The sequence below is a fragment of the Escherichia sp. E1V33 genome (assembly GCF_004211955.1).
Taxonomy (GTDB): domain Bacteria; phylum Pseudomonadota; class Gammaproteobacteria; order Enterobacterales; family Enterobacteriaceae; genus Escherichia.
In genome coordinates this window covers 475708-495225 of the sequence record NZ_RHJI01000010.1, presented here as the reverse complement: position 1 = coordinate 495225, position 19518 = coordinate 475708, and the positions used below count along the sequence as shown (strand labels likewise).

At 50.3% G+C, this 19518-nt stretch carries 17 protein-coding genes; 4 read left to right on the top strand and 13 right to left on the bottom strand.

Annotated elements, in window-relative coordinates:
• Positions 1 to 69: 69 nt before the first annotated feature.
• Both rplY and D9742_RS10495 read right to left on the bottom strand, forming a co-directional pair.
• Complete coding sequence (gene rplY, locus D9742_RS10500; RefSeq protein ID WP_000494183.1) at positions 70 to 354, bottom strand: 50S ribosomal protein L25; 285 nt, start codon at positions 352 to 354, stop codon at positions 70 to 72.
• A 124-nt stretch (positions 355 to 478) separates the two neighbouring features.
• Positions 479 to 2239, bottom strand: a complete 1761-nt coding sequence (locus D9742_RS10495; RefSeq protein ID WP_130236870.1) for a DEAD/DEAH box helicase — start codon at positions 2237 to 2239, stop codon at positions 479 to 481.
• A gap of 149 nt (positions 2240 to 2388) precedes the next feature.
• Between D9742_RS10495 and rsuA the strand changes: the two genes are divergently transcribed.
• The 3 genes from rsuA to D9742_RS10475 all read left to right on the top strand — a co-directional run bounded on the left by rsuA (position 2389) and on the right by D9742_RS10475 (position 4979).
• The gene (gene rsuA / locus D9742_RS10490) at positions 2389 to 3084 is read left to right on the top strand and encodes a 16S rRNA pseudouridine(516) synthase RsuA (RefSeq protein WP_064526785.1); all 696 of its coding nucleotides are present in this window, start codon (positions 2389 to 2391) and stop codon (positions 3082 to 3084) included.
• Positions 3085 to 3111: 27 nt separating this feature from the next.
• A complete protein-coding gene (gene bcr, locus D9742_RS10485) occupies positions 3112 to 4302 on the top strand; it encodes a multidrug efflux MFS transporter Bcr (RefSeq protein ID WP_130236869.1) in 1191 nt (396 codons plus the stop codon).
• A 332-nt stretch (positions 4303 to 4634) separates the two neighbouring features.
• Positions 4635 to 4979 (top strand): YejG family protein, encoded by a 345-nt coding sequence (locus D9742_RS10475; RefSeq protein ID WP_064526789.1) that lies wholly within the window; start codon positions 4635 to 4637, stop codon positions 4977 to 4979.
• A 3-nt stretch (positions 4980 to 4982) separates the two neighbouring features.
• Here the strand turns inward: D9742_RS10475 and yejF are convergent, their stop codons facing one another.
• The 10 genes from yejF to yeiP all read right to left on the bottom strand — a co-directional run bounded on the left by yejF (position 4983) and on the right by yeiP (position 17604).
• Positions 4983 to 6572 (bottom strand): microcin C ABC transporter ATP-binding protein YejF, encoded by a 1590-nt coding sequence (gene yejF, locus D9742_RS10470; protein WP_130236868.1) that lies wholly within the window; start codon positions 6570 to 6572, stop codon positions 4983 to 4985.
• Between the two features lies 1 nt (position 6573).
• Entirely contained in the window at positions 6574 to 7599 is a 1026-nt protein-coding gene (locus D9742_RS10465; RefSeq protein ID WP_000088901.1) for an ABC transporter permease, read from the bottom strand.
• Complete coding sequence (locus tag D9742_RS10460; protein ID WP_130236867.1) at positions 7599 to 8693, bottom strand: microcin C ABC transporter permease YejB; 1095 nt, start codon at positions 8691 to 8693, stop codon at positions 7599 to 7601. Before D9742_RS10460 ends, D9742_RS10465 begins: the two co-directional genes overlap by 1 nt.
• The gene (locus D9742_RS10455; protein WP_130236866.1) at positions 8694 to 10508 is read right to left on the bottom strand and encodes an extracellular solute-binding protein; all 1815 of its coding nucleotides are present in this window, start codon (positions 10506 to 10508) and stop codon (positions 8694 to 8696) included.
• A gap of 81 nt (positions 10509 to 10589) precedes the next feature.
• Positions 10590 to 12146, bottom strand: coding sequence for a cyclic di-GMP phosphodiesterase (locus D9742_RS10450; RefSeq protein ID WP_130236865.1), 1557 nt, complete (start codon positions 12144 to 12146; stop codon positions 10590 to 10592).
• Positions 12147 to 12328: 182 nt separating this feature from the next.
• On the bottom strand, positions 12329 to 12895 hold the full coding sequence (mepS, locus tag D9742_RS10445) for a bifunctional murein DD-endopeptidase/murein LD-carboxypeptidase (protein WP_000241011.1): 567 nt from the start codon (positions 12893 to 12895) through the stop codon (positions 12329 to 12331).
• A 421-nt stretch (positions 12896 to 13316) separates the two neighbouring features.
• Positions 13317 to 14021 (bottom strand): Kdo(2)-lipid A phosphotransferase, encoded by a 705-nt coding sequence (gene lpxT / locus D9742_RS10440; protein ID WP_130236864.1) that lies wholly within the window; start codon positions 14019 to 14021, stop codon positions 13317 to 13319.
• A 38-nt stretch (positions 14022 to 14059) separates the two neighbouring features.
• A complete protein-coding gene (gene yeiR / locus D9742_RS10435) occupies positions 14060 to 15046 on the bottom strand; it encodes a zinc-binding GTPase YeiR (protein ID WP_130236863.1) in 987 nt (328 codons plus the stop codon).
• Between the two features lie 118 nt (positions 15047 to 15164).
• Complete coding sequence (locus tag D9742_RS10430) at positions 15165 to 16631, bottom strand: mannitol dehydrogenase family protein (RefSeq protein WP_130236862.1); 1467 nt, start codon at positions 16629 to 16631, stop codon at positions 15165 to 15167.
• A gap of 400 nt (positions 16632 to 17031) precedes the next feature.
• Positions 17032 to 17604 carry an elongation factor P-like protein YeiP gene (gene yeiP, locus D9742_RS10425; RefSeq protein WP_001136827.1) on the bottom strand — a complete coding sequence of 191 codons (573 nt, stop codon included), beginning with the start codon at positions 17602 to 17604 and terminating at the stop codon, positions 17032 to 17034.
• 154 nt (positions 17605 to 17758) lie between these two features.
• Between yeiP and D9742_RS10420 the strand changes: the two genes are divergently transcribed.
• Positions 17759 to 18013, top strand: a complete 255-nt coding sequence (locus tag D9742_RS10420) for a YkgJ family cysteine cluster protein (protein ID WP_064526801.1) — start codon at positions 17759 to 17761, stop codon at positions 18011 to 18013.
• On the opposite strand, the gene setB is transcribed toward D9742_RS10420, so the two are convergent.
• The gene (gene setB, locus D9742_RS10415) at positions 18010 to 19191 is read right to left on the bottom strand and encodes a sugar efflux transporter SetB (RefSeq protein WP_130236861.1); all 1182 of its coding nucleotides are present in this window, start codon (positions 19189 to 19191) and stop codon (positions 18010 to 18012) included. The genes D9742_RS10420 and setB overlap by 4 nt on opposite strands.
• Positions 19192 to 19518 lie beyond the last annotated feature (327 nt).

Below are 19518 nucleotides of genomic sequence, written 5' to 3'. Positions count from 1 at the left end.
GTAATCAGGTATAATCTGCAGATACAAAAAACCCCGCCGGAGCGGGGTTTTTTACAACTTATTCAGCAATTAAGCGCGAACGAAGTCGATGTGCTGCAGCTTCGGTTTGTACGGGTGACGCTGTACGTCCTGAGCTTTAACTTTGATTTCTTTACCGTCAACAACGATGGTCAGAACTTCGCTGTAGAATTCAGCTTTAGCTTGCATGTTCATGACTTTGTCGTGATCCAGCTCGATAGCCAGCGGCGCTTCTTTGCCACCGTAGATGATTGCCGGGAATTTGTTAGCGGCACGCAGGCGGCGGCTCGCACCCTTACCCTGCTCTTTACGTACTTCTGCGTTGATAGTAAACATTTCTTTCTCTCTTAAATTAATCCTGCTACAGGCGACCCAGCAACAGGTAAGTGATCTGCTTTGCGTATGCAAAAGCGGGCGAGATTCTATACTCAATCGCCTTATACATCAATCAAAACTACCATTAACTGCGTAATTCGTGCGCCCGACGAAAACGACCTTCGTAATCGAACACTTTTTCACGCACTTGCCAGTACTGACCTTTCATGCGGGCGACGACAAAATCCGGGTGTCGCAGTAAGGCTTGCTGGGCGAGGATATCGGCGGCGGTGATCCAGCGCAGAGGGATGCCCGGTGTGCGCGTATGCGGGCGGATAAAAAGCTGCTCGAAGGCGGTACGCTGGGCGGGCGTTTGCAGACGGAAACGCTCACTCACATCCGCGCCGTCTTCATCGTAATAGGTGATTTTCAACCATTCGCCTTTCTCGTCGTGCCCATGCTGCAAAGACATGCCGCTACAGCGTAATACCAGCGCGTCTTTCAGTCGTAGCGCCGCTTTTAACATATCATCTGGATCAACCAGTACGGTGTCACATTCGCGGCAGCGGCGGGCGGCAATATCGTTTTCCGCGTTACATTGCGGGCAATTTTTAAAACGGAAACGGAAGTCACACTGTTCGCGATGACCGTCGTCATCTTCAAACCATCCCTGACAGCGGCGACCAAAGTGTTCAATCAATGTTCCGTCAGCGGTCGTTTTCCCCCAAAAAGTGTTGGCAAAACCGCAGGCAGGGCAGAAGACCTGTACCGGAACGTTGTCACTTTTGCCTTTCGGTGTACCGACCTCCGGCGCGTAGAGATCGTGAGGGTTACCCGCATAATCAAGAATTAAGCAATCAGTTTTGCCAGGAGCCAGACGCAGACCGCGCCCGACAATTTGTTGGTAAAGACTCACTGATTCGGTAGGGCGCAGAATGGCGATAAGATCGACGTGCGGGGCATCAAATCCGGTGGTCAGTACTGCGACGTTGACCAGATAGCGAAAACGCTGGGCTTTAAAATCTTCAATTAACACATCGCGCTCAGCGCCGGGGGTGTCGCCAGTAATCAGTGCAGCATCTTCGGCGGGTAGTAATCCCACAATCTCTTTTGCGTGTTCGACTGTCGCGGCGAAAATCATCACCCCTTTGCGCGTTGCAGCAAACTCCATAATCTGGCTGATGATGTGCGGGGTAATACGTTGTTGTTTTTTTAGCTCGCGGTTGAGATCGGCTTCGCTGAACAGCCCGTTGCTCTGCGCCTGCAAGCGGCTGAAATCATATTGCACTACCGGCATATCCAGCCGTTCCGGTGGCGTCAGATAGCCATGTTTAATCATATAGCGCAGCGGCAGCTCATAAATGCAGTCACGGAAAAGAGCTTTCTCGTCGCCGCGTACCATACCGTGATAATGAAACTGATAAATCCAGCCTTTACCCAGCCGAAAGGGCGTGGCAGTCAGCCCCAGCAGGCGTAAGTGGGGATTCACTTTTGTCAGGTGAGTCAGGATTTGCTGATACTGGCTCTCTTCGTCGTCACCAATACGGTGGCATTCATCGACAATCAACAGCGAAAACTCACCCTGAAAGGCTTCAAGATTACGGGCGACTGATTGCACGCTGCCAAAGACCACTTTACCGTGGCTCTCCTTGCGCTTTAGCCCAGCGGCAAAAATATCGGCTTCCAGCCCCAGCGCCTGATATTTTGCATGGTTTTGCGCCACCAGTTCTTTAACGTGTGCCAGCACCAGCACACGACCACGCGCCAGCCGTGCCAGTTCGGCAATCACCAGGCTTTTACCTGCACCGGTGGGCAGCACGATAACGGCAGGGGTTTTATGACGACGAAAATGGTTGAGCGTGGCATCCACGGCTTCTTGCTGGTATGGACGAAGTGTAAAAATCATGGTTTAGCGTAGGTAGATTAATCCGCTAATAGTATGCCACGGATCTTTTTCCCTTGAGGGAAGTTATTAGACCGCTATACTGGGCAGACAACAGTTCTGATTTTCGGGTCTATGCCCGACCTCCGTTTTTTACAGGCAAAATCACACACATGCGACTTGATAAATTTATCGCACAGCAACTCGGCGTTAGTCGTGCTATTGCCGGGCGTGAAATCCGCGGCAATCGTGTCACCGTCGATGGCGAAATCGTCCGCAATGCAGCGTTCAAACTGCTCCCTGAACACGATGTAGCTTATGATGGCAATCCGCTGGCGCAGCAACACGGCCCGCGTTATTTCATGCTCAACAAGCCCCAGGGCTATGTTTGCTCAACTGATGACCCGGATCACCCAACGGTGCTCTATTTTCTGGATGAACCTGTGGCGTGGAAACTGCACGCGGCAGGGCGGCTGGATATTGATACCACCGGTCTGGTGCTGATGACTGACGACGGTCAGTGGTCGCATCGCATTACTTCTCCGCGTCATCATTGTGAGAAGACCTATCTGGTGACGCTGGAGTCTCCGGTAGCGGACGATACGGCAGAACAATTTGCCAAAGGCGTGCAGTTACATAACGAAAAAGATCTCACTAAGCCAGCTGTGCTGGAAGTGATTACCCCTACGCAGGTCCGTCTGACCATCAGTGAAGGGCGTTATCATCAGGTGAAACGCATGTTTGCCGCCGTGGGTAACCACGTGGTGGAATTGCACCGTGAACGCATTGGCGGTATTACACTGGATGCAGATTTAGCGCCCGGTGAATATCGTCCATTAACTGCAGAAGAAATTGCCAGCGTCGGTTAACACTTTCATTTTATTCAGGAGCCCGTTGTGACCACTCGACAGCATTCGTCGTTTGCTATTGTCTTTATCCTTGGCCTTTTGGCCATGTTAATGCCGCTGTCGATTGATATGTATCTGCCCGCTCTGCCAGTGATTTCAGCGCAGTTTGGTGTGCCAGCGGGCAGCACACAGATGACCCTGAGTACCTATATTCTGGGTTTTGCGTTGGGGCAGTTAATCTACGGGCCGATGGCGGATAGCTTCGGGCGCAAGCCGGTTGTTCTCGGTGGTACGCTGGTGTTCGCGGCAGCAGCGGCGGCGTGCGCGCTGGCGCAAACCATCGATCAACTGATTGTGATGCGTTTCTTCCACGGTCTGGCGGCGGCTGCGGCCAGCGTGGTTATCAACGCTTTGATGCGCGATATCTACCCGAAAGAAGAGTTCTCGCGGATGATGTCGTTTGTCATGCTGGTGACGACCATTGCACCGCTGATGGCTCCGATAGTTGGCGGCTGGGTGCTGGTGTGGTTGAGCTGGCATTACATCTTCTGGATCCTCGCTGTGGCGGCAATTCTGGCTTCGGCAATGATCTTCTTCCTGATTAAAGAAACGTTGCCGCCAGAGCGTCGCCAACCGTTCCACATTCGTACCACTATTGGTAACTTTGCTGCGCTGTTCCGCCATAAGCGTGTCCTGAGTTATATGCTGGCCAGCGGTTTCAGCTTTGCCGGGATGTTCTCATTCTTAAGCGCCGGGCCGTTTGTCTACATTGAAATTAACCACGTCGCGCCGGAAAACTTTGGTTATTACTTTGCGCTAAACATTGTTTTCCTGTTCGTGATGACCATCTTTAACAGCCGTTTTGTCCGCCGCATTGGCGCGTTAAATATGTTCCGTTCTGGGCTGTGGATCCAGTTCATTATGGCGGCATGGATGGTCATCAGTGCGCTGCTGGGGCTGGGTTTCTGGTCGCTGGTGGTTGGCGTTGCGGCGTTTGTGGGCTGCGTATCGATGGTGTCATCCAATGCGATGGCGGTCATTCTGGATGAATTCCCCCATATGGCGGGAACGGCGTCGTCGTTGGCTGGAACTTTCCGTTTTGGTATTGGCGCAGTTGTTGGTGCTTTGCTTTCTTTGGCTACCTTCAATTCCGCATGGCCGATGATCTGGTCCATTGCTTTCTGTGCGACCAGTTCCATTCTCTTCTGTCTTTACGCCAGCCGACCGAAAAAACGGTGATCTATTGCACAACGGGGAAGCTAAAAGGCTTCCTTTGTTGATGCATGTCAACCGCAAATCTATCATTCCCCCGATATATGTTTATTTTATGTAAACTCAATTTATGTAAAAAGTCACATCATTGTAGTTAAAAAGGTTGAGTTAGATCGCAGAAACGGGTACATATAGCCCCGCAAACGTGACCACGTCCGCAGATATCATTTAAATCAGAACCATAGCGGCCACGCTGGCGAGGCATCAATCTTTACGATCTGTTGAAGGACAGATTGTTGATGATGTGTTAAAATTAATGTAAATAAATTGTGAAGTAAATGTGCTTCCGGGGAAAATAAGTGACTTCATTACAACTCTCAATCGTCCATCGACTGCCGCAGAACTATCGTTGGTCTGCTGGTTTCGCAGGTTCGAAAGTTGAACCGATTCCGCAAAATGGACAGTGCGGCGACAACAGCCTGGTGGCGCTTAAATTACTTAGCCCGGATGGCGATAACGCATGGTCGGTGATGTACAAACTAAGCCAGGCATTAAGCGATATTGAAGTTCCGTGCTCTGTTCTCGAGTGCGAAGGTGAGCCATGTCTGTTTGTGAATCGTCAGGACGAGTTTGCGGCGACGTGTCGACTGAAAAATTTTGGTGTGGCCATTGCCGAACCTTTCTCAAACTACAATCCATTTTAAGCGTCAGCTCAACGCCAGTAGCTGACGCGTATACTCCTGCTGCGGTGTGGCAAACACGCGCGCACACGGTCCTTGTTCCACCACTTCTCCCTGTCGCAGCACGATAACCTGATGACATAACGCGCGGACAACGTGCAAATCATGGCTGATAAACAAATAGGCCAGTTGATGCTTTTGTTGCAATGATTTCAATAGCGTCAATATCTGCGCCTGTACCGTTTTGTCGAGCGATGATGTTGGTTCATCAAGAATGATCAGCGAAGGCTTAAGAATTAATGCCCTGGCAATTGCAATACGTTGTCTCTGACCACCAGAGAACTCCGCCGGATAACGGTGGCGCGTTTCAGGATCTAACCCCACTTCATGCATTACGGCTTTCACTTGTTCTTCGCGTTGCACGGCAGAGAGCGTCGGTTGGTGAACCCGTAACCCTTCTTCAATAATCTGCAACACGTTGAGCCGCGGATTGAGCGAGGAGTTCGGATCCTGGAATACAACCTGAATGCGATGGCGGATTGGTAATAGCTGGCGACGATTTAAATTTTGCAATGGCTGACCGTCAAAGACGATGCTGCCCTGAGAGTTAATCAACCGCAGCAGCGCCAGCCCCGTTGTACTTTTGCCGGAACCGGACTCGCCCACTAAACCCAGCGTTTCACCCGCCCGTAGCGTAAAACTGACGTTTTTCACCACCACGTTATGATCGACGACGCGCTTCAGGATCCCTTTGCGAATGGGGAAGGCGACCTGAAGTTGTTCAACATCAAGCAACGTTGAGGCTGGTTGTGGCAACGGCACTGGATCGCCTGACGGTTCGCTGTTGAGTAACTTTTGCGTGTAAGGATGCGCAGGCGAGGCAAATAGCGTAACGGCGTTATTTTGCTCCACACAGCGACCGTTTTGCATTACCGCCACACGGTGGGCCAGTTTTCTGACAATGCTGAGGTTATGAGTAATAAACAGCATGCCCATATTCAGCTCGCCTTGCAGTTCGCGCAAAAGCTGCAAAATCTGCGCCTGGACAGAGACATCCAGCGCGGTGGTTGGCTCATCAGCAATCAATAACTCCGGCCGTGTGAGAAGAGCCATTGCGATCATCACCCGCTGGCGTTCACCGCCGGAGAGTTGATGCGGGTAATCCGTCAGCCGTTTTGCCGCCTGGCGGATACCGACGCGATCGAGGCAATTAAGGATTTCGCCACGTGCCGCTTCCCGACGCATCCCGCGGTGGAGTGAAAGTACTTCATAAAGCTGTTTTTCCAGGGTATGCAATGGGTTTAACGACACCATCGGTTCCTGAAAAATCATGGCAATCTTATTTCCCCGTACACCACGCAATGTTTGCTCGCTGGCATGAAGCAGCGATTCGCCATGAAAACGAATATCACCAGAGAGATATTCAACCGGCGGGGAAGGGAGTAGACGTAAAATCGACAGCGCGGTAACGCTCTTACCAGAACCAGACTCGCCCACCAGTGCCAGCGTTTCGCCAGCCTCAATGTGTAGTGAAACATCATTTACTACGGTACGTACGGTTTGCTGATGGCGGAAACCCACCGACAAATTTTCAATCGCTAACAGAGTTTGCGTCATACTACACCGCCTTATTAGGATCAAATGCGTCGCGGACTGCTTCACCAATAAAGATCAGCAAAGACAATAATATTGCCACCGACAGGAAGGCGGTGATCCCAAGCCACGGGGCCTGAAGGTTATTTTTCCCTTGTAATAGCAGTTCGCCGAGCGACGGTGAACCGAGCGGCAACCCGAAACCGAGGAAATCGAGCGAGGTCAGGGTGGTTATCGAACTACATAAAATAAACGGTAAAAAGGTTAGGGTAGCGACCATTGCATTCGGCAACATATGACGCAGAATAATACTGCGATCGCTGACGCCAAGCGCCTGCGCCGCGCGGATGTAGTCGAAATTGCGGGTACGTAAAAACTCCGCCCGCACCACGCCGACCAGACTCATCCAGCCAAATAAGACAGTAATTGCCAGCAGCCACCAGAAGTTAGGTTGCACAACGCTGGAAAGTAAAATAATCAAAAACAGTGTCGGCATCCCCGACCATACTTCAATAAAGCGTTGCCCCCAGAGATCGACTTTACCACCGTAATAACCTTGCAGCGCCCCCGCCAGTACGCCCATTACACTGGAGCAGAGTGTCAACATCAGACCAAACAGAACCGAGATCCTCGTGCCATACAGAATGCGCGCCAGCACATCGCCGCCATTGGCATCCGTTCCCAGCCAGTTTTGTCGGGAAGGCGGGGAGGGGAAGGGCTTGTCGGTGGAAAAGTTGATACTGGTAGCGCCAAAGCGAATCGGCGCCCACAGAACCCAGCCTTTATCTTCCAGCCGTTGTTTCAGCCACGGGTCCTGATAATCAGCCTGACTTGCCAGCGGGCCGCCAAAATCGCTTTCACTGTAGTTTTTCAGTAACGGGAAATACCAACTGCCGTCATAACGCACCAGCAACGGTTTATCGTTGGCGATAAGTTCAGAACACAAACTCAAACCAAACAAGACGAGGAAAATCCATAACGACCAGTAGCCGCGACGGTTATGGCGAAAACGCGCCCAACGGGCCTGATTGACGGGGCTGAGTCGCGACATTAACGTCCCTCAAAATCTATACGCGGATCGACCAGCGTATAGCTGATATCACTGACAATATTCAGCAGCAGGCCAATCAGGGTGAAAATATACAAGGTACCAAACATTACAGGATAATCGCGCGAGACGGTCGCTTCGTAGCCCAGTAAGCCAAGACCATTGAGCGAAAACATCACCTCAATCAGCAGCGAGCCGGTGAAAAACATGCTGATAAACGTCGCCGGAAAACCGGCAATCACCAGCAGCATGGCGTTGCGGAACACATGTTTCCAGAGAATATTTTTCTCACTTACCCCTTTCGCACGCGCGGTCACCACGTATTGCTTGCGTACTTCATCAAGGAATGAGTTTTTTGTCAGCATGGTGAGCGCCGCAAAGCCACCAATCACTGTCGCCAGCACTGGCAGCGTGATATGCCACAGATAATCGGTGATTTTCTTATACCACGGCAGCGAATCAAAGTTCGCGGATACCAGGCCGCGCAGAGGGAACAGGTCGAAATAGCTGCCGCCTGCGAAGAAGACTATCAGCAGGATGGCAAACAAAAAGGCAGGAATGGCGTAGCCGATGATGATAAACGCGCTACTCCAGACGTCAAAGCGGCTACCGTTATAAACAGCTTTGCGAATGCCTAACGGAATCGACACCAGATAGATAATCAGCGTGCTCCACAATCCGAGTGTGATGGAAACCGGCAGGCTGTCTTTAATCAGCGTCAGCACCGAGGCGCTGCGAAACAGGCTGTCACCAAAATCAAAGCGAATGTAGTCCCAAAGCATTTTGAAGTAACGTTCGTGGATCGGCTTATCGAAACCGTAGCGATGGGTGATCTCAGCGATCACTTCTGGATCTAACCCGCGTCCGCCACGGTAATTACTGTCGCTGATATTGCCGACGCCCGTTTGCGCATGGCTGGCACGAACGCCTTCGCCGCCTGCGCCGGGTAATACTCCTGCATTACCAAACTCAATGGCGGCGATGGCCTGGTCGACGGGACCGCCAGGCGCAATTTGCACGATGAAAAAGTTGATGGTGATAATCGCCCATAATGTTGGGATCACCAGCAACAGACGGCGAATCAGGTAAGCGCCCATCTACTCTCCCTGTTTGCTGGCGGACGGCAGTTTGGCCGCTTTATTGACGTCATACCACCAGGTATCGATACCGAGGCTATAGATGGGGCGCACGGCCGGGTGGGAGAATTTATCCCACCAGGCGAGACGGTCTTCCGCCATGTACCACATCGGCAACATGTAATAATTCCACGTTAATACGCGATCCAGGGCGCGCCCCAGAGGCAGTAATTTTTCTTTATTTCCCTGCGCGGCAATAATTTGGTTAATTAGCGAGTCGATAACCGGGCTTTGCACGCCAGGGGCATTATAAGTGGAGTTGATATATTCCGATGACCAGGAAATCTGTAAATCGGAACTGGGCCACGGCATCGCCCGCCACACGCGCGGCATCATGTCATAGTCGCGGCTGCGCATTCGGTTGGTGATTTGCGAGTTATCCACCTTGCGAATGTCCATGTTGATACCCAGCCGTTGCAGGCTATGTTGGAACGGCAATACCCACTGACTATTGCTGCTTGCAGGAAGCAATAATTCAAAGCTGAGTGGCTGGCCTGTGGTGGCATTAACGCGTTGCTGACCTTTCAGCACCCAGCCTGCATCGTTGAGAAGTTTGTCGGCTTTTAACAGGTTGTCACGGTCGTAGCCATCGCCTTTGGACACTGGTGGCTGGTAGATTTGCGTGAACACTTCTGGCGGTAGATCTTTTTTCATTGGCGCCAGAAGCACCAGCTCAGCGGCGTCGGGGTAATTTCTGGCCGCGTATTCGGTATTCTGAAAATAACTGTTCGTGCGACTCCAGGCATTGTAAAACAGCGCCTTATTCATCCATTCAAAGTCAAAGGCGAGGGTGATGGCTTCCCGGACCCGGCGATCGCTGAATACCGGTCGTTGAATATTAAACGCCAGCCAGCGCGTATCCTGGGCTGATTCATTCTTTTGTTCATCTTTGATAATGTATTTTTTATCGAAATTCTTACCGGTATAGCGCGTGGCCCAGTTTTTGGCGTCGTTTTCCATGCGTAAATCAAAGGCGCCAGCTTTAAACGCTTCGAAGGCAACATTATCGTCGAGATAATAATCGTAGCGAATGGTATCGAAATTCCAGCGACCACGATTTACCGGTAAATCGGCCGCCCAGTAATCTTTTACGCGAGAATAGACAATATTCTGTCCCATTTTCCAGGATGTAATGCGGTACGGACCACTGGCCAGCGGAGGTGTAGATAGCGGGTCGCTAAGTTTATGCTCCTTCCAGTATTTCTCAGGAAACACGGGGAGTGAAAACAGACTCAGCATATCTTCTTTGCCGGGTTTGGCTAATTCAATACGCACGGTTAATGGCGCTATGGCTTTGACCGTTGTGCCTTTGTATACCAGGCGAAACTGCGGCACGCCTTCGGTCATGAATTTTTGAAAAGTAAACTCAACGTCGCGTGCGGTAATCGGCGAACCATCATGAAAACGGGCGCGCGGATTGATAGCGACTTCTACCCAGGAATAATCGTCAGCATAGCGCGCGCTTTCGGCAATCAGCGGGTAATAACTGCCGGGTTCGTCATCGGAAGTGGTAAATAGCGTGTCGTACAGTTGCTCGGTGCGGGCGCCGGGGTTTCCGCGTAGTGCATAGCGGTTGAAATTATCGAAGGTGCCAATGGAGGATAACGTTATCTGCCCGCCCTTTGGCGCAGCGGGATTCACATAATCAAAATGGTTGAAATTAAAAGCATACCGGGGTTCTCCCAGCACCGCAAAGGCATAGCTTTCCTTGATAGCTTGCGCCTGTGCACCGAAGGTGAACAGGGTGATAAACAGCAGCAGTATGCGCACAATCATCTGCAACAGATTTCCTTTTACTCATCATTAGCCGCAATCCGGCATGCTTCAACTATGAATAATAAGGGACACAAGCACACCTTACCACTGCGGCGTATGCGGTTTCTCCAGCCAGCGGACAAAATCATCCATCGGTAAGGGGCGGCTAATCCAATAGCCTTGCAGGAAATTAACGCCGCGCTCACGTAGCCAGCGCGCCTGTTCCGGTGTTTCGACCCCTTCAGCAACCGTCAGCATATTGAGACGTTTCGCCAGCGTGAGCACTGCGTCAAGCACCGGAGATGTGACCGTTTCCGTACCTATAGCATTGATAAACCCACGGTCAATTTTCAGATATTCGAGTGTGAAGCGTTCCAGATAGATAAGCGCGCTGTGTCCGGTGCCGAAGTCATCAATAGCAATTTCCACGCCGACAGAGTGCAGCCAGGCGAACAGTTGTGTGGCCTCATGCTCTTTCAGCATATCGCGCTCGGTTATTTCCAGTACAATCTGGAAATGGTGTGCGGGCAGGGAAGTGAGCAGTTTTTGGATATCAGCTTTAAAGCTTTCGCTGTGCAGATGGTCCGGCGCAATGTTAATGCCAAATTTGACGCCTACCGGCAGTACTTTTTCTAATTCTACGGCATCGCGGGCAATCAACTCAAACAGGTGCTGAGTCAGCGGCACGATCATCTTTTGCGATTCGGCATATTGAATGAAGGCATCCGGCGGGATTTCACCTGCTACTGGGTGACGCCAGCGTAGCAGCACTTCCAGGCCCGTGACCTGCAGCGTTTGTGTATCAACCACCGGCTGATACACCAGGTAAAATTGCTCACGTTTGATGGCAGCCATAATTTCTCTGCCAGGGCGCATACGCACACTCATAAGGTAATAGCAGAGCAGGCCAACGACCGTCCCACTCATACCGCCCAGTAAAAACGCATACCACACATCGTTCCATGTCCAGTCATCAGCATAAAGACGCACGGTCAGCGGAATGCCTGCTATTTTGGTTTCGCGTACTGGTTTGCCGGATAACTCACTGACGTTCATCAAATGCGACGCAAATGTCGAGAGCACGGTATCGCCAATAATGAGCGCGATTCCGTCGAAATCTTGCTGACGAGAGCTATAGAGAAGATACGGCGTCAGGTGCAGATTTAATGCTGCAAAAACGCCGCTATTTTTCAGTAAAGGGTTGCGATACCAGATGACGATAGCGGGTTTGTTGGGCACCATTGGCGTGCCAGGCAACATCGCCATATCGACGTCTTTGTTAATATCGAGCGCCGGGATCAACTCATTGAGCGGTATATCCATCTCCCCTGTTGCTGATGAACAAAAGCTCTTTTTATCCTTCACCAGCACAAATGTGCGAACATTCATGCTAAACGCCGCGCGGGCAGTCAGCTCAGGGTTAGCTTGCTGACAGGTATCTAAGGTGAGCGGCTGTAGGCGGTCAGTGGTTGATTTCAGGTCGGCGAAATAGGTATCGAGATACTTTTGTACGTCGGTAATCAGTGTGTCGTATTTGACTTCGTGTTTATGCCAGGCGACCAAAAACTGAAGACAGCTGACCAGTATTGCAATCATCACGCCCGCAATAATGCAGGTAAGCAGGATCTTACGTCCGGAAGAGGGAGCGCGTATGAACATGGTTCCGTTAATATTCCTGAGATTACGACAACGCTGAAGTGGAAGAGAATGACGGGACTATAGCCTGGTTCAAGGCTCGGAGACATCATTTTCTATGATGAATGAAAACAAAAAAGCACTGCTTAAGCAGTGCCTTCAGTTAACTCGTCAGGATAGCCAAGGGATTGCATCCAAACGGTTTATTAGCTGCGGCTAAGAACCCGACGTGCTTCGTTGTAACGCTTTTTCCAGTACGGCTCATTCATGCTGGAAATAATAACACCACTGCTGGTGGAAGCATGAACGAACTGATTGTTGCCGATATAAATACCGACATGGCGTCCAGTTGAACCGGCACGGAACAGAACTAAGTCACCTGTACGCAAATTACTGCGGGAAACTGACTTGCCCATTTCCTGCTGTTCATAAGTTGAACGAGGAAGTTCTAAGCCAAATTGTTCGCGGAATGTACGCTGTACGAAACCAGAACAATCGATACCTTTTTTAGTGCTGCCACCCAGACGATAACGTACGCCTTTCCAGTCAGCATACTGATCCATAATTCGCGATTTTACGTCGACATTACGAACCAGGTTTTCAAATTCATCCTGAGAAGCTTGCAGTGATGATGTTTCACTACCCACTGCACGTGTCTCAGGATGCATATTCTTTGCGGTGTTATTTGCACTACATGCAGAAAGCAGAACCGCTACTGCAATCGCGGGAATCCCGCGCAAGATATATCTCAAAATCGGTTGAGATTTGACCATGTTGTTTGTTTTCCCTTGAAGTCCTTAACGACAAATATCGTTATAAAAAAATGCCAAGCGAGACGAGACTAATTACCTGGGCACGTTGAAACAATTCCTTAAGGCCAAATCTGTGGACTAACGCACAAAATTATATGCTGTGAGGATAATCTACCGCCGAGGCAAAACGTGTCCGAGATTACCCGATTGGCGCGGTCTTGGCGAGCGGTTTTACATGATTTTTTATAAGAAAAAGTGATACAGAAAGTTAATAAACGGGATTGGTCAATTTAAGTACGATTGCCTAAAAGATGTGCAATCCATTCATTTGCTTAGAGAATGATTATTTCACTTAATGAACGAGAGGAAAGTCGCGCATCATCAGGATTATCTTCTCTATGAAAATAAACCTGACAATGTTAATTACTGTGAGTTATTTGTTTTATGAATGTTTATTGTTTCCGGGGAGTGATTTGTCAAAAAAGGCGATTAATCGATCACTTAAAGGCGTCATTAGCCACCAGGGCAAACCAATCAATATCACCGTCATGGAACCGACAATGATATCGGTAAACCAATGTGCGCCAATCATCACTCTGGGAAATGCAAAAACCACAAATATAATAAGGGCGATTGCTCCTGCGATTTTTCCGAAATATCGCCACATAAAAGCTGAAAAAATAAGCAGCATCATGCCATGATCGCCGGGAAAACTATCTCGTGATGCATCTTTCGTTGGAACAGAGAGCAGTTCGCTGACGCGGTTAATATCTGTAAAGGTCAATGTCGGGCTGGCCCGTTTTACCGGAATCAATGCCTGACCCAACTGGTTTAATACCACTGCGGTTAACAGCATGACCAGGCCAATAATCACAATACGCCGTCTGCCGGGAGCGTTTTCTTTCAGCCAGAAACTCAGCATCAGTATTCCCATCGCCAGCAGTGAACAACCGTCGAAGGCGCGATTATTAGTCAACGCAACCAGCCATAAAAAAGTCTTGCTTTCGACCAGTTTCTGATTAAAAAAATAAAAAATATCCGCATCAATCGGCAACCAGAATCCATGATTGACGGGAATGTACCAGGAAAGAAACAGCACGAGGCCGACAATATTTAACAGCACTATTTGCGGCAAATTTTTGATCATATTTTCTCTAATTATCTTACTGAAAAACGCAGGCAACCTTACGCGTTGGTCGCTAAACGAAGCTTCAACAGCGCGCTCTGTAAGACGTTCCAGTCAGTTTCACTGCTGGAAATTAGCTCAATGCGGCTATCTGGTGGTGCAACGTTTTGCGTTTCAATGTGCAGGTCATCGCCCTGACGGTTGATGCGCACAAGACCTTCTGGTATCCGCATCACGCCTTTTACGCGTTCGACCGGCGCAAGTCGCGCCCATTCCAGAATGCCAATGGTGTCGAACACTGTATCGGCGTCGAATATCCAACCGCAGGCCTGGTGTCCTTGTCCGCTATTCAGACTGCGACGCCAGCGTTGATGCTCTGGCAGACTTAATGCCGCTAATCCTTTTTTCTCGTTATGCTGATGCGAATGGGCTGCGCTGGCGGGCAACTCAGTTAAGTTGCGACGAGGTAAATCCAGAAGATGACCTTCAATTTGCCCATGATCGCTGTGAATTAATTGCCGTTCGCCACCGTTTTGTTGCCACCAGCGTTGTAACGCTTGCTCGCTTTCAGGCGTAGCGCGATCGGATTTATTGGCGACAATAATGTCGGCGGCAGCCAGCTGGTCACGGAAGTTTTCATTGCTGACGCTTTTTTCGTCCAGCAGCAGGCGAGGATCGAGAATGCACAAGGTGGCGCGCAGATCGATCCACGGTTCATAGACCGGCGCGGTTAACAGATCGAGGATCTGTTTCGGATGACCCAGTCCGGTCGGCTCTATCAGCAAGCGGTCAGGTTTTCCCTGGCGCAGGAGGGTATTCAGCCCCACCTGCATCGGTAAACCATTGACGCAACACATGCAGCCGCCGGGGATCTCCTTTAGCAAAGCGCCACTATCTGCGAGCAAAGCGCCATCTATTCCGACTTCACCAAATTCATTAACCAGAACCGCCCATTTTTCGTTTGGATCTTTGTGGGCTAGCAGATGAAGGATAGAGGTTGTTTTCCCGCTGCCGAGAAAACCGGTGATGAGGTTGGTCCTGGTCACAACGGCTCCGCAATAATCAGATGAGTTAACTGTGCGTTAATCCTGGCTAAAAAAGCCGGAAAAGAGAAGAGAGAGGGCGGACGAAGCGATGCTCCATCCGCTTTAACCGCAGAAATCGTTAAATTTTGAGGGTGTTTAATAGCGCCTGATGCGCGCCGAACTGCGCGATTTGTTGCCAGGCTTGTTCGATTGCCTGCACAAAATGCGGGTTATCTGGCAGGTCATCACCGAATACTTCACGCAAAGAAAGCAGGGCGGTGACGCGTTGTTCACTGCTGCTGCCCGCAACAAGTTCGCGAATTTTATCGCTAAGCGGATCGCGGACATCGATAGCTTTTCCGGCATCATCTACGCCGCTCACATAGCGCATCCAGCCTGCGACGCCTAATGCCAGTAACGGCCAGTTTGTTTCGCGAGCCAGATGAAGGCGAATCCCTGCCAACATGCGCTGCGGTAATTTCTGACTGCCATCCATCGCGATTTGCCAGGTCTTATGTTTTAGCGCCGGATTGGCAAAACGTTCAATTAACGTATCCGCATAAGATGTTAAATCGACATCTTTAATCCGTAGCGTTGGCGCTTGCTCTTCCAGCATTAACGTTCTGGCGGCATGGCGAAACGCGCGGTCCTGCATGCAATCACTGATGTGGGCGAATCCTGCCAGGTAGCCCAGATAAGCGAGAAAAGAGTGGCTGCCATTCAGCATGCGCAGTTTCATCTCTTCCCACGGCAGGACATCATTCACCATTTGTACACCGGCGACTTCCCAGGCTGGACGCCCTGCCACGAAGTTATCTTCCACTACCCACTGGATAAACGGCTCGCAGCTAATTGCACAGGGATCATTCACGCCCAGATATTGGCTAATTTCTGCCAGTGATTCTTCTGTTGCCGCCGGGACGATACGATCGACCATGGTTCCCGGGAAGCTGACGTGCTCTTTAATCCACTCGGCAAGTTCTGGAGAGCGTTTTTCAGCCATTCCCAGCACTGCATTTTTCACCACATGACCATTATCGGGAATATTATCGCAGGAAAGTACGGTAAATGGCGCAAGGCCACGTTCACGACGGCGTTTCAGCGCTTCCACAAGAATGCCTGGCGCAGAGTGAGGTTCTTCCGGGCTTTGTAAATCGTTAATAATCCGCGAATTGTTGGTGTCGAGCGCACCGGTGGCCGGGTCGATACAATAACCTTTTTCGGTAATGGTCAGGGACACAATTGCCACCTGCGGTTCGCAAAACTTCTCAATAATCGCCGCTAAGGAATCCAGTTTGGCATTCAGGCATTCATGAACGGCCCCAACAATAATCGCCTGATTGCCGTCTGCGCCTTTCTCCAACACGGTATATAAATGGTCCTGTTCGCGAAGTTGGCTCATTAGCCGATCGCCGCTGAACACGCTGATTTCACAGATCCCCCAATCGCCGCCCTGGGCATTCAGCACACGGTCGGTTAGTAACGCCTGATGTGCGCGGTGAAAGGCGCCAAAGCCAAAATGAACGATACGGGATTTCAATTGCTGGCGATCATAGCGTGGAGTGTGAATGTGAGGCGGGAACGTAGTGGAGGCAATTGTGTTCATAGAAGTCACGTCTTAGTAACGATTGATTAACAACGCTAGTGTAAAGTTATATGACAGCAATTGAAATTGGTCTGGATTATTAATGCGATGAAGTGTGAGGGCGATCAATTTACAAGTGAATATTGCGAGCGAAAGGTGTTCAGGAAGCGCAAAATAAAGGATTGGTATAATAAATTAAAAAAGGGACAGCCTTAGCAGTCCCTTTGAGATTGATGACAAACGTAAAGCTGCCTGATGCGCTACACTTATCAGGCCTACATGGATTATGCAATGCATTGAATTTACGCGATTTTGTAGGCTGGATAAGGCGTTTACGCCGCATCCGGCATGAGCAAAGCGCACTTTGTCATGAGTTTGAAAGGGACAGCCTGAGCCATCCCTTTTCTGAATGTGGCTGAAGTTAGTCAGCACGTCCCATATAACGGCGTTCTTCGATATGGATACGAATTTTTTCGCCCGGGCTTAAGTATTCGGGGACCTGAATCACCAGGCCGGTGCTCAATGTCGCCGGTTTGTTACGGGCGCTGGCAGAAGCGCCTTTGATGCCAGGGGCGGTTTCAACGATTTCCAGATCAACGGTCTGCGGCAGTTCAAGCGCCAGCAGTTGACCGTCCCAGGTCAGAACCTGCATGTCTGGCATGCCGCCTTCCGGCATAAACAGCAGTTCTTCTTCAATCTGATCTTTAGTGAAGGTATACGGGGTATAGTCTTCTTTATCCATAAAGACATATTCGTTGCCATCGACGTAGGAGAAGTCAACGTAGCGGCGGGTCAGCGTCACGGTATCAACGATATCATCGCCTTTAAAGCGTTCTTCTACTTTCAGCCCGGTACGGACATCTGAAAAACGCATTTTGTACAGCGTAGCGGCACCGCGGGCGGTAGGTGACTGAATATCAATGTCCTTAACCAGCAGCAGTTTGCCGTTGTAATTCAGTACCATACCTTTTTTAATTTCGTTCGCTCTTGGCATCGAAAAATTCCTGTTGTCGAAAATGTCAAAAATATCGCGACAAACTACTCGCGACGGGCCTTTCAGGCAAGTGGTATTCGCACTTTTGCTGGTGCCAAAAAGGTGGTAATGTGCGCGCTCCTCAATCCGGTGGTTAACCTTAAGAGAAGAACGTATGGAATGCCGTCCGGGTTGCGGGGCGTGTTGCACCGCCCCCTCAATCTCCAGTCCTATTCCCGGTATGCCAGATGGCAAGCCCGCCAATACGCCCTGCATTCAGCTTGATGAACAGCAACGCTGTAAAATTTTCACATCTCCATTACGACCGAAAGTTTGTGCAGGCTTACAGGCCAGTGCTGAAATGTGCGGTAATACGCGTCAGCAGGCCATGACCTGGCTTATCGATCTGGAAATGCTGACCGCGCCTTAAACATCTTTAATCCGCAGCAAGCAAAACAGGGTGGCGATAATCATCACCATCGCAAACCAGAACACCGCGTGATAATTCCAGATCTCGGCGACTATGCCCGCCACTGAACCCGCGATGATCCAGCCCACGCGCGACGTATTGGTATAGAGCGTGGTTGCTGAACCTGCCTGACCGGGCATCAGGTCCTGGAAATAGAGCATCCCAATACCGCCCAGAATGCCAATAAAAATAGCATTCAGCAGCTGTAAGCCCAACAGAATGACAGGGGAATGCGCCATCAGCATACCTGCGTAAAAGCAGACGCCACCCACGGCGGCAACGCGCATTAAGAAGCGCTTACCCAGACGTTTGGCAAAATATCCGGCAATCAACATAGTCGGGATTTCCAGCCCGGCGGCGGTCCCCATCATCACGCCCGCCAGTTTCTCAGGAAGATGCAGTTCGTTGATAATAAACAGCGGCATGTTGATGATGTACAGGCTGTTCGAGCCCCACATCAATGTACAAATCGCAAACAGCAGCAGTGTATCGCGACGGTTACGTCGAGGCGCTTCAACCGTGCCGGTTGCCAGCGGCACCTCTTTTTGCATCGACGGTAAAAACAACCACACCATCACGCCGCAGACAATAAACGCCACCGCCGCGCTGAGATACATCACCGTAAAGCTGAATCCCATCGCTAAGGCATAAGCCAGCGGCGGGCCAATGACCCATGCTAACGAAACCTGTGCGCGTAAAAAAGAGCTGAACATCACCGCTTCACGCCCGGTTTTGTCGGCATGTTCACGGGCAAGAGCAAACATTTGCGGGTTGGCGGTAGAGCCAAAGCTGCTTAAAAAAACGCCGACAAATAACAAAACAAAGTAGTTGCGATTCCAGGCAAAAAGGGTACAGGCCAGCACGCCTAACAGGCAGCAAAAGACAATCAGCGATTTACGATCGCCGCGTTTATCAGAGCGTCCGGCGAGAAACTGACTGACCAGAATTCCGATAACGGCGCTGCCAGTAAAGAAGAATCCCACCATCGCCGGGCGCGCGTGCACTTCATCAGTGAGGAAAATACTTAGCGTCGGGGTTTGCAGAGCACCTGCAATACCGGTGAGAAAGGCAACAATTAAAAACGCTGCTGACGTCAGGTCAAACGATTTCGCGCTGGAAACTGCGGGGGAGTTATGCATGCTGGTCGATCTGTGAAAGATGAAGAGGCGGAGTTTACGCTGCCTGTCAGAAAATAAACAGTCAGTGAAATCAAACTCGCCACGAATAATCAAAATGGCATTTCACTCTTGCTGATCCTCTGCTGACGCCGCTGAAAGGCTAATACTGATGGCTAATTTTGCTGTCAGCATTTCGGATTATTGGCAAAAAAATGTGCAGCACATCAAACTTTTGGACATAATTTAGCGGCTTCCCTTGCGTGCTGAAGAAGAAGTATTATTCTTTATTGAAACGTTTCAGCGCGATCTTGTCTTTAATCCTAAGCCAGGTTGGCGCTTTTTTTCTCA